The organism is Leptospira langatensis, from assembly GCF_004770615.1.
Classification (GTDB): domain Bacteria; phylum Spirochaetota; class Leptospiria; order Leptospirales; family Leptospiraceae; genus Leptospira_B; species Leptospira_B langatensis.
In genome coordinates this window covers 645,993-659,807 of sequence record NZ_RQER01000004.1, presented here as the reverse complement: position 1 = coordinate 659,807, position 13,815 = coordinate 645,993, and the positions used below count along the sequence as shown (strand labels likewise).

At 43.8% G+C, this 13,815-nt stretch carries 14 protein-coding genes; 9 read left to right on the top strand and 5 right to left on the bottom strand.

The window, feature by feature from the left end:
- Positions 1-36 precede the first annotated feature (36 nt).
- The 5 genes from EHO57_RS07220 (at position 37) to EHO57_RS07200 (ending at position 5,616) form a co-directional block, all read left to right on the top strand.
- Positions 37-1,281: a class I SAM-dependent RNA methyltransferase gene (locus tag EHO57_RS07220; protein ID WP_135644288.1), complete on the top strand. Its 1,245-nt coding sequence runs from the start codon at positions 37-39 to the stop codon at positions 1,279-1,281.
- 125 nt (positions 1,282-1,406) lie between these two features.
- Complete coding sequence (locus EHO57_RS07215; protein ID WP_135644286.1) at positions 1,407-2,411, top strand: patatin-like phospholipase family protein; 1,005 nt, start codon at positions 1,407-1,409, stop codon at positions 2,409-2,411.
- A gap of 97 nt (positions 2,412-2,508) precedes the next feature.
- Complete coding sequence (locus tag EHO57_RS07210; protein ID WP_135644284.1) at positions 2,509-3,444, top strand: ABC transporter ATP-binding protein; 936 nt, start codon at positions 2,509-2,511, stop codon at positions 3,442-3,444.
- A complete protein-coding gene (locus EHO57_RS07205; RefSeq protein WP_135644282.1) occupies positions 3,441-4,508 on the top strand; it encodes an ABC transporter permease in 1,068 nt (355 codons plus the stop codon). Before EHO57_RS07210 ends, EHO57_RS07205 begins: the two co-directional genes overlap by 4 nt.
- Before the next feature lie 10 nt (positions 4,509-4,518).
- A complete protein-coding gene (locus EHO57_RS07200) occupies positions 4,519-5,616 on the top strand; it encodes a quinone-dependent dihydroorotate dehydrogenase (protein ID WP_135644280.1) in 1,098 nt (365 codons plus the stop codon).
- Positions 5,617-5,699: 83 nt separating this feature from the next.
- On the opposite strand, the gene EHO57_RS07195 is transcribed toward EHO57_RS07200, so the two are convergent.
- Complete coding sequence (locus EHO57_RS07195) at positions 5,700-6,374, bottom strand: hypothetical protein (RefSeq protein WP_210410021.1); 675 nt, start codon at positions 6,372-6,374, stop codon at positions 5,700-5,702.
- 78 nt (positions 6,375-6,452) lie between these two features.
- Between EHO57_RS07195 and EHO57_RS07190 the strand changes: the two genes are divergently transcribed.
- Both EHO57_RS07190 and hpt read left to right on the top strand, forming a co-directional pair.
- Complete coding sequence (locus EHO57_RS07190) at positions 6,453-6,947, top strand: SixA phosphatase family protein (RefSeq protein WP_135644278.1); 495 nt, start codon at positions 6,453-6,455, stop codon at positions 6,945-6,947.
- Positions 6,944-7,486, top strand: coding sequence for a hypoxanthine phosphoribosyltransferase (hpt, locus tag EHO57_RS07185; RefSeq protein WP_135645423.1), 543 nt, complete (start codon positions 6,944-6,946; stop codon positions 7,484-7,486). The genes EHO57_RS07190 and hpt overlap by 4 nt, the downstream gene beginning before the upstream one ends.
- Before the next feature lie 111 nt (positions 7,487-7,597).
- On the opposite strand, the gene EHO57_RS07180 is transcribed toward hpt, so the two are convergent.
- Positions 7,598-8,212 (bottom strand): hypothetical protein, encoded by a 615-nt coding sequence (locus tag EHO57_RS07180; protein WP_135644276.1) that lies wholly within the window; start codon positions 8,210-8,212, stop codon positions 7,598-7,600.
- Between EHO57_RS07180 and EHO57_RS07175 the strand changes: the two genes are divergently transcribed.
- Complete coding sequence (locus tag EHO57_RS07175) at positions 8,211-9,299, top strand: hypothetical protein (protein ID WP_167882276.1); 1,089 nt, start codon at positions 8,211-8,213, stop codon at positions 9,297-9,299. The genes EHO57_RS07180 and EHO57_RS07175 overlap by 2 nt on opposite strands.
- A gap of 4 nt (positions 9,300-9,303) precedes the next feature.
- On the opposite strand, the gene EHO57_RS07170 is transcribed toward EHO57_RS07175, so the two are convergent.
- Positions 9,304-9,873 carry a DUF1569 domain-containing protein gene (locus EHO57_RS07170; protein ID WP_135644272.1) on the bottom strand — a complete coding sequence of 190 codons (570 nt, stop codon included), beginning with the start codon at positions 9,871-9,873 and terminating at the stop codon, positions 9,304-9,306.
- Between the two features lie 73 nt (positions 9,874-9,946).
- A complete protein-coding gene (locus EHO57_RS07165; protein ID WP_135644270.1) occupies positions 9,947-11,197 on the bottom strand; it encodes a citrate synthase family protein in 1,251 nt (416 codons plus the stop codon).
- 73 nt (positions 11,198-11,270) lie between these two features.
- Between EHO57_RS07165 and EHO57_RS07160 the strand changes: the two genes are divergently transcribed.
- Complete coding sequence (locus tag EHO57_RS07160; protein ID WP_135644268.1) at positions 11,271-12,404, top strand: citrate synthase/methylcitrate synthase; 1,134 nt, start codon at positions 11,271-11,273, stop codon at positions 12,402-12,404.
- A gap of 48 nt (positions 12,405-12,452) precedes the next feature.
- On the opposite strand, the gene EHO57_RS07155 is transcribed toward EHO57_RS07160, so the two are convergent.
- Complete coding sequence (locus EHO57_RS07155) at positions 12,453-13,631, bottom strand: M23 family metallopeptidase (protein WP_135645421.1); 1,179 nt, start codon at positions 13,629-13,631, stop codon at positions 12,453-12,455.
- Positions 13,632-13,815 lie beyond the last annotated feature (184 nt).

Here is a 13,815-nt window from a genome sequence, read left to right as displayed (position 1 = left end):
TGACAAGATGGGGGACCCTGTCAAGGTGATTTACCTATGGGTACGGAAAAGAACCGTGCGAAGAAGTCGGGGATCAGAAGAAAGAGATCTCAGAATTTTCAGGCCAAGGTTTTTCGACCTAGAGAAATCTCGGGACTCAAGCTCGAGAAATGGGCGAATCTTGGTACTTCGATTTCTCATTCGGAAAACAAAACCGTTTTTGTCAAAGCCGGTATTCCCGCTGAGATCGTAGATATCCGGATCGATAAAGAAAATTCTAAACTGATTTGGGGAACGGTCGTAGCGGTAAAAACAGCTTCTCCTCTTCGGATCGCATCCGATTGCACTTCTTTTCCGGAATGCGGTGGCTGTTCGTATCGCCATGTATCTTACGAAGAAGAGCTTCGTATTAAAAAGGAACTTTTGCTGGAGACTTTTGTAAGAGTTTCCCGATTTTCCGGAACGGAGATGCCTCAGATCGAGATCCTCAGTGGACCTTCGGAAGGATATAGAAATACCGCTCAGATCAAGATCCAAAGATCGAAGGGAAAGATCCAAGCCGGATTCTTTCAGGAGAATTCCAATTCTTTGGTCCCCTTTCCGGAAGAAGGTTGTAAGCATCTTCCGAAAGAGATGAACGATTTTATTCGGAAGAATTTGGAGAAGAAAATACCGGGTCCTAAGGACTGGAAGCTCAGATTTTCCTCCGGAGAAGTCTTTGAATATGATAGATCGGAAGTAAAGATCGGTCCCTATTTGCCGGAAAAACTAGAATGGTCCATTCCTGCGGACGGATTCACTCAGGTAAATCGGTTTCTCTTAGAAGATTGGATGAAAAAGATCCGATCCTGGATCCCGGAGAAGACCGGCAAGGTCTTGGAGTTTTATTCGGGTGCCGGATTGATCAGTTTGGCGATCGCGTCTCGAGTCGGGTCTTTGTCCGGTTTTGAGTTGTCCGAGTCTTCCGTAAAAGCAGCAAAAAGAAATTCTAAAGAAGCCGGATTCTCTCATTTGGAATTTAGCGCCTTGGATCTGGATTCTTCCTTACCAAAGGAACTCTCTGAGTCCGGAGTGGAGCTTTGTATCTTGAACCCTCCTCGGGCCGGTGCCTCGCCTTCATTATTAGATTTCTTTAATAGACTCAGGCCCAAGAGGATCGTTTATTCTAGTTGCAATCATACTACTCTGGCCCGCGATCTGAAAGTATTGGAAGGAATGGGATACGAATTGAAAGAGATCGTTCTCACCGATTTCTTTCCGAGAACCCAGCATTTCGAAGTACTGGTTCGATTGGAACTTTGATCTCTTTGATTTTTGCTGCGGAGATAGAAAATTGCACCTGAACCTTGTACTTGTACTTTTTCATTTTCGGTGCTTTTCTGTTCAAAAGAAATTGACTATAGATCCTATGCGAAGAGAAGAATTATATGCCCATTCTGGATGACTATGAACTTCCTTCACGTAAGCCGGAGCCTACTTCTAAGATAGAAGGAGTTTTTCAAGGGATTTGGTTGGAAGACGAGATCTGCTTTGCGATTGCGGGCGGTGGTTGCAAGGCTTTCTACGGTTTGGGCTTCGGTCGTGAACTCAAGTCTTGGGGATTGAAACTCAGACAGGTGTCCGGAGTTTCCGCCGGAGCCGCCATGGTCCTTTGCCTTCTTTCCGAAACGGAAGAAGAAACGGTTTCCTTCTTCGAAAGGATCGTTCGTAAGAATCCTCGTAATTTCTATTTCACTCGTTTCTTTAGAGGAGAGAAGGCCTTCCCCCATGAGGAGATGTATCGCCAGACCATACGATTCGGGATGGATTTCCAGAAGATCATTCGCTCTGGCTCTAAGGTTTTCATTCATACGATCAAGGCATTTCCTAAGGACGAGGCTCACAAGAATACCTTCCGTTTGGCAAGATTGATTGCGGAGACCGGCAGGGCCTTCATCGAAGACGAAAGAGATCGAGGCAAGGGTTTGCATACGGAGAGAACCTTTCGTGTGTTACGGAACTGGAACATGAAGGAAGTCTTATTTACAGAAGCCGATTTCAGGGATCCTGCCGTGATAGAACAGATCATTATGAATTCTTCTTCTCTTCCGCCTATCGTTTCCTTTCAAAACCATGGAAGGGAATACTACTTGGACGGAGGTCTTACCAATAACTTGATGTTAGAAGCATTTCCTCCGAATGCGAAGGTGATCGGTATCCATTACGAACAGACCACCCTTGTTGGAAAGGATCCTCGTCTCTTAGACCGTTGTTTCTTGGTCAGTCCTTCTAGACCGCTTCCGATCACTTCTTTCGATTATACAAATGCCAGGGGTGTGAGGGAAACATACGAGCTCGGGAAATCGGACGCCTTAAAGAATAAGGATAAGATCCTGGATTATCTTAAGAAAGATTGGATAAAGAAAGCGGAGAAATTCGCTCGTCCTTCCTGATCCTTTCTCTTTCAGAAATCCGAATGAGAGTCTCTCTTCTCGAAATTTCTTGAAACCGGAACCGCTTTCCCCATTCTAAGCAAAGGGTTGATAAACAGTGTCCGATTCCACTTCGATTATATCCGTTCAAAATGTTACAAAAAAGTTCAAGGATGTGATCGCAGTAAACGATCTCTCCTTAGAGATCCGCAAGGGAGAGTTTGTAGGTCTTCTAGGTCCGAACGGGGCCGGTAAAACCACTCTCATAGAAATGCTGGAAGGGATCCAGACACCTGACGCAGGTAAGATCACTATTCTAGGAACGAGTTGGTCTAAAAACGAAACATACTTACGCAGCAATATTGGTCTTGCATTGCAAGAGACCAGATTCATGGATCGGGCCACCGTTTGGGAAACTTTGAAATTGTTCGGAAGTTTTTATAAGGCGCCTGAATCCAGGTTACATGAGATCTTGGAGCTCACTCAGCTCACAGAAAAAAGCAAGTCATTCGTGAATAGTTTGTCCGGAGGACAGAGGCAGAGATTGGCTCTCGGTGTTTCCATTATGAATAAACCGGAGATCCTTTTCTTGGACGAGCCTACTACCGGTTTAGATCCGGGAGCCCGAAGAGATATTTGGAAGATCCTAGAAGATCTTCGTGCGTATGGAACCACGATGATCCTCACCACTCATTACATGGAAGAAGCAGAAGTCCTCTGTGAAAGGATTATCGTAATGGATAAGGGAAAGATCTTGGACCAAGGAACCCTATCCGATCTCTTAGGAAAATTAGGCGGAGGAGAGATCGTTCGTTTCTCCTTGGAAAACGGTGCAGATCCTATCGGACATCTTCCCGAAAAGGGAAGATTCAAATTCACTTGGAATCCGGAATCCAAAGAGGGAAGAGTCTTCGTAGAAAGGATCACCGATTATCTTCCCGCAATGTTGGATTCCTTTTCTAGATCAGGAATCGTTTTAAAAGAATTAGAATGTCATAAGAAGACCTTGGACGACTTATTCCTTTCTATGACAGGAAGAGGGTTGGGAGAATGAAACAGATCTATCATCTAGTCACGATCCAGTTAAAGGAATTTTATAGAGAACCTGGGATCCTTTTCTGGGCATTTATTTTTCCGATTGCGATCGCAGGAGTTCTGGGACTTGCATTTGCAAATAAGGGAGTCCCACAGACAAGGGTTGCCGTCCTTTCTTCTTCTCACGAGGCGGATCAGTTGGTCTCCCGGATCGAAAAGGCTTTCACTCAATCCGTGGGTGGGAACTCGGACGGATTAGGAGTCATTCTTCCTAGCGTATTGCAAGAAGAAGACGCAGTTAAGGCTCTCAAACGAGGAGAGATCAATCTCTTAGTAAAAGAAGATGAAAATGGGAATTTAGAATTTTCCTTCGATCCGAGCAATGCAAACGCTCAGAGAGATTATCTTCTTCTTTCTAACGCTTTGTTGTCGGAGTCTAGTTCGGAGAAGAAGGTTTCGAATATTAGAAAATTGGATTCTAAGGGAACCAGATATATCGACTATCTTGTTCCGGGAATGCTTGCCATGGGCGTCATGAACTCTTGCCTCTGGGGAGTGGGCTGGAATCTCATCGAGATGAGATTGAAAAAGCTTTTGAGAAGAATGTCCGCCACTCCTATGAATAAACTGGCTTTCGTTCTTTCCTTCTTCTTTACTCGTTTGGTCGTGACCATTGTAGAATCGATCATCTTCTTAACTTTTGCGTTTGGAGTTTTCGATACCGCATTTTTTGGATCCCCGATCGCGGCCTTTCTGGTCTTTCTTACAGGCAATTTTGTATTTGCTTGTATAGGTATCTTTGTCGGTTCCAGAGCGCAAAGTTCCCAGGTTGGGAACGGTTTAGTAAACGCGTTTACCTTTCCTATGATGGTGCTTTCCGGTATCTTCTTCAGTTATAAGAATTTTCCGGATCTGGCACTTCCGATTATCAGTCATCTTCCGTTGACTTTGATGGCAGACTCTCTCCGAGCAGTTTTCATTGAAGGTTCGGGATTGGCTGAGATCGTTTATCCTTGTATCTGGATGATCGGGATCGGTTTGGCATTCTTGGGCGCAGGACTTCGTATTTTCCGTTGGTCTTAAAGGAGAGGGAATGAATTCAGACTGGAAACAATGGGTCTATGAAAGAACTGCAAAACCATTATTCTTAAGTATCAATCCGGAAACGGCTCATCATCTTGCGCAAGGTTTACTCTCCCTTACCCAAAGGGTCCCGTTTGCATTTCCGATCTTAGAAAGTCTGACTTCTTATTCGAGCGAAAGGCTGCGATCCAAAGTGGCAGGGATAGAATTCGCAAATCCGGTTGGCTTAGGTGCAGGTTTCGATAAGACAGGAGAATTATATCCTTTCTTATCCAAACTCGGTTTCGGTTCCATAGAAGTAGGAACGATCACAGGACAAGGGCAGCCTGGAAATCCGAAGCCAAGGATCTTTCGCTACCAAGAAGACCAGGCCCTCATCAATCGGATGGGTTTCAATAATCCGGGTGCTGATCTCGCGGAAGCAACCTTAAAGACACAAAAGAAAAATTGCGTCCGAGGGATCAATGTAGGCAAGACAAAGCTAGTCTCCGAAGAGGACGCAGTTCACGATTACGTTTATTCTCTGCAGAAGCTGACTCCTTATGCGGATTACGCTGTGATCAATATCTCTTCTCCTAATACTCCCGGATTGCGGAATTTCCAAAAAAAGGAAAATCTAATACAGCTCATGCAAGGGATCCGAAATGGTTTAGGAGGGAAGTTCCCGATCCCGACTTTCGTGAAATTCGCACCGGATATGGAGAAGGAAGAACTGAAGCCTTTGTTGGAGCTCCTACCGGAACTGCAACTTGCAGGAGTGATCCTCACAAATACTACTATCGATAAGACAGTGCTCTCTCGTTATCCGAATGTGGAGAAAGAGGGCGGAGTTTCCGGAAGACCTCTTCGTCAAAGATCTACGGATCTCATTCGTTATGCGTATTCTATCCTGAAAGGAAGTCTTCCTATTATCGGAGTCGGTGGTATCGATTCCGGTGAAGCAGCCCTCGAAAAGATCCTGGCTGGAGCGAATCTTATCCAAGTGTATACAGGTTACGTTTATAACGGGCCTTTATTGCCGATGAGGATCTTGGAGTTTTTGGATAAGACCATGAAGAAGGCGGGAATCAATTCGATCTCCGAATTGGTCGGTAAAGATCGGATCTAGTTCCGGTCTTTAGGCATTTACCGTTTAGATCTATATTTTAGAAAAATTGAATTAACTGAAATAGAAGCGCGAAGGTGAGATCATCATTCATCCGAGGATTTGCATCTTCCTCTATCGTCCCATTCTGTTTTCCAATTCGAGGAGCCTTGCTCTTTTACGAGTCGAATGACTATGTCGGTGCATATCGTCTTGTTTGTATTTTCGGAAAACTCGTATTCTCCTTCATAACGAAACCAGAATATTTCTTTCGTAGCGGTTACATTTTGTCCGAATTCGGGTTCTTTCAGTCGAATCGCCTCGACAGTTTTAGATTTTCCTTTTTCCTCTAAAATTGCTTCTTCGACTGCTTGGTAGACCTCGTCTTTAGAAGGAGGTTCTTTGCCTGGTTCTGTCACTACTACGGATCTTGCCATTCCCATATCCGCAAAGATCCAACCTCTGTCTCTCACGAATTGATAGATGACACCAACGGGAGTTTTTGTGGTCTGTCCTTCCTTCTTGCGACTTGTAACAAAGAAGGAGAATTTATAACGAAGATCGGCATTGCCACTTTCCTCATTCGAATCCTTTTGGATCAGTTTAGGTTTTCCTGTTGCTTGCACGTCCAAGATTTTGTCTCCTGGGAATTTCTTGGACCATTGGATCTGTAGTTCCTTCTTGGCCTTTTCTTCGTCCGGAGTACCTGCAATTTGAGCAAAAATGCCGGGGTGATAAGCGAATAGAAGGATTGCCCCGATTGCAAGATAGATCTTTGCCATAGCTCCAGTGTTTTATCTCTGAGAAAGATCCTTGTCAATGAAATTCCAGATTCCATTCTATTGGAGGAGGTTCTAGATTTGAAACAGATCCATCTCATTCGACATTCCAAATCTGATTGGGAAGATTTATCTCTCAAAGACAAGGATCGTCCTCTCTCTAAGCGAGGAAGGAAGAACGCAAAATTTCTTGCTAAATATATGGAGAAGATCTCTTTTTCGACGGATCTCGCCCTTGTTTCGCCATCGAAGAGAACTAAAGAAACTTTGCATATACTAGAAGGATCTTATTCGCTCTCCAAGGAAACTCATATTGTGGACGAGATTTACGAAGCGGATTATAGCGATCTGATACGCTTGATTCGGGGGATCGATCCGAAAAAAGAAAGCGTTCTATGCATCGGTCATAATCCCGGATTCGAGGATCTTGCGAATTTTCTATTACTTAAAGATCCAGGGTCTTCTCTTTTCGAAAAATTCCCTACTTCTTCCTTTATTAGTCTGGTTTCGAGTTCGGAAACCTGGGAAGATGTTGGAATAGAAAAATGCAAACTAGTCAGGTTCTGGATCCCATGAAAGAAGACTCATTACATTTAGATAATATTCCTTTTCGCGTCTTGATCGGAAGACAAGAGATTGATGCAAGGGTTTCCGAATTAGGAAGGCAGATCGGAAAGGATTATGAGGACAAGTCGCCTCTTTTCGTGTGTGTGTTGAGGGGAGGAGTATACTTCTTCTCGGACCTAACCAAGTCACTTCCCTTTTCGGTAGAGTTGGATTTTATCCAAGCAAGGTCGTACCAAGGAACCGAATCTGTCGGAGAGGTGGAACTGGTTAAGGACCTGGATGCGAACATCAAAGATAGGCATATCGTCATTGTAGAGGATATTGTGGATACCGGAAAGACCCTGAAATTCCTGATTGCCCATATTCTGTTGAAAAAACCTGCCTCCTTAGAAGTGGCGGCACTTCTTTTTAAGGAAGGGGGAGAAGCAGTGGATTATCCGATCAAATACGTGGGCTGGAAGATCGGAAAAGAATTCGTGATCGGTTATGGTTTGGATTATGACGGGAAGTTTAGAAATCTTCCTGGGATCTATGTCTTTCAGGAATAAGGAACTCGAGCCGCTGATAAGAATGCGAATTATTTTGCTCCTTTATTCTTATCCGAATTTTTCGAGCGTTAGCTTCTCCTATTCTGTTTAATTCAGTCTTCTTTTTTGATTTCATTGAAGATCGCCGCTTTGAGTCTCTGGCTTTTGGATCAATGTCTTTAAGCCTGCAATTGATTCTTCTAGTTCTTTGATCGATGGTAGAAGCCTTTCCCCATCCACAAATCCTTTGGTTTCACTTTTACTTAGGTTCGAATAGATTTCCGCGGACAAGGTGCGATATGTCTTTTGCAGATTCTCGAAAGACGATTCTAGGTTTCTAGGAGAAAGAGCCTTTTGTCGGATCCGGTATCTTCTTCCCCAAGAAACCAAGAGCTTGAGTAGGACCAAAAAATACGCCGGAAGAAGGAGCAAAATTGCCGTCTTGGAAACCGCAAATAGGTTCCAAGTTTCGTATATAGCGTGACTCAAAAAAGATCTAAGTCCGGAAACAAAAACGACGGCTATCGTATAATTGATCCTGGGAGACGAAGGGGAAAGGGTATTGATTATATAGAGAAGGGGAATAGAAAGGAGCAAAACCAAAACCAAATCCACTGGAAAGAGATTTGAAATCAGATCCAGAAATTGGACGATGGCGTTATAGGTTCTCACCAGATCGTCGACGGATTGGTTTAACCTGTCAAAGTCCGCCTTTAGATTGGAGAAAAACTGGGTGATCTGGTTCATTAATTTACTCCGTAAAATTCCAGGTTGGGAGAAGGGAACCGCCGCGCTTCGTCGGCTGCAAGAACTTTCCTTAACTCAAAAGCTCTTCCTCGTTTATTCCGTTTTTGCGATCTATTTCCTTCTCTACCATGAAGCTCATCTTCCTTTGTTCTGGATGATCGGTCTGGCATTGGTAGGTTATATCGCTTCGGGATTCTTGTTCTGGGGGATCGTAGTCGCATTCCGTAAATTGGAAACCAAAGTGGAGCTTCCCGCTATCTTTGCGGAAGTAGGGATCGCTCGTCCTACGACTAAGTTTGTCCCTTGGATAGAGGCTTCCTTCTTTTTGATCCCGGTGTTGATTTGTTTTCTGACAGGTTTCTTCGAGAATAGATCCGGGATCTTATTTCTCGCAGTGTATGCGGTTTTGGTTCTTCTTATCCGGCTGATCGAAAATAAAGTATATTATAAAATTGGATTGTTAGGGTTCCTCATTCTTGCTGCGGGACTTTCCAGTTTCAAGGCACTTCAGTTGACGGAAGTCTGGGTGGCTTATATCCAATTCAAGCCTACTTTTGAAGAAAAGGATCTAACGAACTGGGGATTCGATGAATCTACTCGTAGTTTAAGCAATCCTGATCTAAAGCTAAGCGTGCATCTTCCTGAAGATTTCTATTTTCATAATCCAAAGGATTTGGGTCTGGAGAGTAAGACAGGAGTCGGACAGATTGCGGGAATTATCTCTACAAGTGAAACGGATTGGAGTCGTTATCCTTCCATCCGGATCTTTTATTATCCGCAGAGATTCGAGGACGATACCCAATTAGTGAACGATTTCAAGAAATTCTTGGATTCCCTTTTGGAAAGGGGCGATATCCAAGAAGTCAATGAATTGGAACGAGAGAGCTTCGAAGACAGATATTACGGGAAATTCTGGACCTTCTACGATGTTCTTAGGCCAAGATACGCAAAGACGGGGATCTTTATATTATCGAAACATAAAGAACCATATACTCTGGTTTTTCTGATCTCCGAGAGTTTGATCAAAGGAAGAAGACACGAAGAGTCCGTAGAAAAGATCCTCTCCAGTGTAAAGATAGAAGAGTAGAATACTAACTCAGAGTCACGTAATCTAAGTGATTTGCAATATGCATCGCATGAGCGAGTTCGTATTCTTGCTTCGTCAGCTTTCCATACGCAAAGTGTGGGGCAAATTCTCCAGTATAATGAGAGAACGCAGAGATCGATTTTTGTAATTCGATAACACTTTCCTGAATGGAAACGTCCGCTCGTAAAATATCCGCCCCTGGGATAGGTGCATTCAGATCGTGGGACATCTTTCCTTTTCTGGAAAAATTCCAGAAGGCGATCTTACCTAAAGTATTTTGGAAGATCTCGGATTTGTTTTCCGGATAACCCTTAATGGAATAATAGATACTTTGTGCACAGTGTAGAAGTATCTGGCTCGGATTCCATTCTCCATAAGGAATAATCTCTTTAGAAAGAAGTAACTTTTCTAATTCAACGCCTACTTCCGAAAAGTTAGAGAGAATAAGACCTCTCTCTTTTATACCCGCAGGAGCGTTGGAACAAGATCCTAATACGGTTGCTGAACTCGTAAGAATTCCGACAGCCACCGCTTTTTGGATAAATTCCTTTCTGGAAAAATTAGGATCCGACATGAAGCACTCACTATTTCTTATATTTTTGTTTTCTAATAACTAACCCAAGAGAACATAAGAGTCAAGAATTTGATCATTCTTGGGGAAGGTTTCCGATGTACTTTGCTCTCGGCCGGATCAAATTTCCGGAATCATATTGTTCCATTGCATGAGCTAACCAACCTGCAGTCCTACCGATTGCGAAGATCCCAATGCCTGCTCCTTTCGGAAGCCTGAGAGCTTTAGAAACGAGTGCGAGTCCGGCATCGATTGTAGGATAATCTTCTAAAAGTTCTTCCATCTGTTTTAAGAATTGTAGATAGAGTTGTACATCTGCATCATTCGGGAAAAACCGCGAGACCATTTCGATCAACTTTCTACCTCTGGGATCTCCTTTCTTGTAGAGAGGATGACCGAAGCCCGGGATATTTTCTCCACTTCTTAATTTCTCTTCTAAGAGTTGTTTATCCTTCTTCTTATTTCCGTTTGCTTGCGAAAGGAGAAGGATTGCCTTCTCTGTTAGCTGGCCATGCTTGGGTCCGGACAAGGCAGCGAGTCCGGCAAGAACCACTTGGTAGAGAGAGGCCTCGCTGGAAGCTACGCATCTCGCCGTAAAAGAGGACACGTTCAGTTCATGATCGGCGGAGAGTATCAATGCCGCTTCTAGAAGTCTGAGTCTGGAAGTTAAGTCGTTGGGTTCCTTGGACTTCTTGGTTTCCGACCAACTTGAAAGTAAAGTCTCCGAAATAGAGCCCGAAGAAGAATGAAAGCCCGATGCAAATAGAGTGAGATATCGGAGAATATTAGAGGCGGTCTTACGGAATGTCTTCGAGTCTTTTCGAAAAGCTTTCGGGTCCTCATATTCCAAAAATGGAATTAAGATCCTACAGCGGTCCAAAATGGGTCGGTCAACGATCCGATTTAGGATCTCTATTCCTTCCTGAGAAATTACTGGCCATTCTTGTCGGAAGGGAAACACTTCTTCGGCTTCCCAAAGGAGTGCGGCAGTTTCCTCGAAATTAGAAGTCTCTGCTAGGTGGAGTACATTCTTGCCTCTATAGAATAGCGTTTCTTCTCCCAAGAGAGTGATAGAGGATTCCAAAACAGGCTGGCCTAAGGAGAGTGCGGTCTTTGCTGTTTTTCCAGGTTGGCTTCTTTCTTCTCTACGAAGAAGCAGTTGTTCTACATCTTCCCTTCTGTATCTCTTGCTTCTGTCCTTATTCCCTCCGGATTCGGAATGAAGCAAGCCTCGACTAACGTATGCATATATGGTTTGGATCTCTACCCCTAGAACAGTGGCTACTTCCTCCGCGCTTAAGAACGGCTTTTTGAGGGAAAAACTCATATATTGACAATATAATCAACATTGACGAATGATTGTCAATCCACTAAACTCAAGGTAAAAATAGGAGGAAACCATGATTCTCTCTGAACAAGAAAAAGAGAAACTCTATAGTCCGGGCCTGGACGGGATCCCTGCCGCGAGAACCAAGCTGTCCTTGGTAGATGGTAAGGCGGGAAGATTGATCATCGCCGGCTACGATGTGGACGAATTTGCAGGCAAGGCGGTATTCGAAGAGACCATCTTTCTGCTTTGGAACGATAGAAGGCCCAAGCCAACCGAAGTAAGTCTGTTTGCGGAAGAGCTTAGATCATCTAGAAGATTTTCAAAGGTGATACGCACGATCATAGAAGAAGCAGTGTATGCTCATCTTCCGCTGATCGATATCTTGAGGATCGGATCCGCAGCACTTTCTTTAGGATCTGCAAAGGAAGATGCGAAGAAGGATGCGATGGCCGTTCTTGCTACATTTCCTTTGATCGTAGCCTGGGCGTTTCGTTTAAGCAAGGGATTGGCCCCTGTATTACCTAGACAGGATCTGGATATCGCTGCGAATTTTCTTTATATGCTTAAAGGCACCGAGCCGGATGCAAGAAGTGTAAGAGCCTTGAATACGTATCTAAACACGGTTTGCGATCATGGACTGAATGCTTCTACCTTCGCTGCGAGAGTGATCATCTCCACTCAATCCGATATGATCTCTGCAGTTACAGGAGGATTAGGAGCCCTAAAAGGACCTTTGCACGGAGGAGCTCCCGGGCCTGCGTTAGACACTGTTTTCGAGATAGGTGCTAAGGAAAACGCGGAGAAGATCCTAAGAGAAAAACTCCAAACCGGAGAGAGACTTATGGGATTCGGACATAGGATCTATAAGATGAGAGATCCACGCGCCGACGTATTAGCAAAGGCCTCTAAGATCCTATATGATACGGAAGAAAAGAAAGATTTCTATGATCTGGCAATGCATGTGGAAAAGACTGCACTTGTTCTATTGAAGGAATATAAACCGGATCGCGTACTGCAAACCAATGTGGAATTCTATACAGCTTTGCTTTTGCATGGATTGGATTTTCCTACGGAACTGTTCACTCCGGTATTCGCTATGGCAAGGGCCGGTGGTTGGACCGCTCATTGTTTTGAACAATTGAAAGAAAGAATTCTCAGACCCGATGCGATCTATATCGGAGAAGAAGGAAAGCTCTGGAATTGAAAATGATAAAGAAAGAATATTACGGACGAGGAAAGATAAACTCGTCCGTTATTTCTTTTCGGGCAAAGGCTTAGAGCCTAATAGTTCCGTTTGCACCACAGACAAAGGATCGATCATAGTTCCCAGAACTCTCAGGCCTAAATGCAAATGCGGCCCAGTCGACATTCCTGTGGAACCGATCTTACCGATCAAGTCTCCCTTTTTCACCTTATCTCCCGGTTTTACTAAGAGCTCAGACTGATGCATATATAAGGAATATACTTCTAAACCGTGATCGATGACTGTAAAGTTTCCCTCATAGTACATGGATCTTGCAAGTATTACGGTACCATCATTGATCGCGTAAATCGGCTCGCCTACACCGCCCTTGAAATCGGATCCTCCGTGAGGGCGACCCTTCTCCTTATTATAGATCCTACGTTTGTAGAAGGGACTATTTAAGACTGGGTCTTTGACTGGATATGCAAAATCGGAATCGATCTGTATTTCTGATTTGGACTGAAATGCCTTTGCCTTTGCCTCTGAACAATCCTTGATGAATGCTTTGGTTTCTTCGGACAACTCTTCCGAAGTGTATTGCTTATCCATGGTAAGGTGAGAGACCTTAGAAGTAGCAAAATTCGTTTTTTGGACCGGGATCTCGTATTTCTTGGATTCGTTTTTGGAGAATAAATGCTTCTCAGTTAATTCTAAGATCCCATTCGGTTTGGAAAACTCCGGAGAGATGGGAATGAATACCAAAAGAAATCCGTCTTTCTGAGAAAAAGGAAGCTCAGTCCCTTCCCAAGTAATTTTAAAATTCCCTAATTTGTCCAATATTCTCGGGAGAGGTTTGATCTTTAAAAATAAGAGCTCTCCTTGCGCAAATTTCCTTCCGGAAAGAACGAATGAGAAAAGCTCTTCCTTCTTTTCGACCACTTCTCCGTGGAGGCGCTTCGGACCTTTCTTGGTGATGACCGTATTTTTTGCAGTACTGGTCGTCGCCTTCTTCTTTTCGTCCTTCTTGTTTGCGCTAGCGGTCTTGCCCGCTACATTAGAAGTATTTTTGCCTTCTTCTTTTGTTTTGCCATTCTTCAGTTTAGGATCTCTCGAGCCAAACTTAGAAAGCACAGATCCCTTTTTGGGCTCTTCTTTCTTTTTAGATGTATCTTCCTTCGCAAAAGAAGAGAAGGAGAAGAGGCAAAGTAAGAGTAGGAAAACGATCGCTTTATCAAAATAAGAGCACATAGGAGAAGGGGACTGCAATTCGGATCTCATTCGCATATTGGAATGAGACGTTTATTGGTACAGAAATATTTTCTTTCGTTTTGATTGAAAATTATGTCTCTAAATTTTTCGGTCCAAACTCCCTGTCGGACAAATGCCCTTCCTTCTTGAGAACTGTTCGGACGGGCTTTCGTATTTTCAAAAA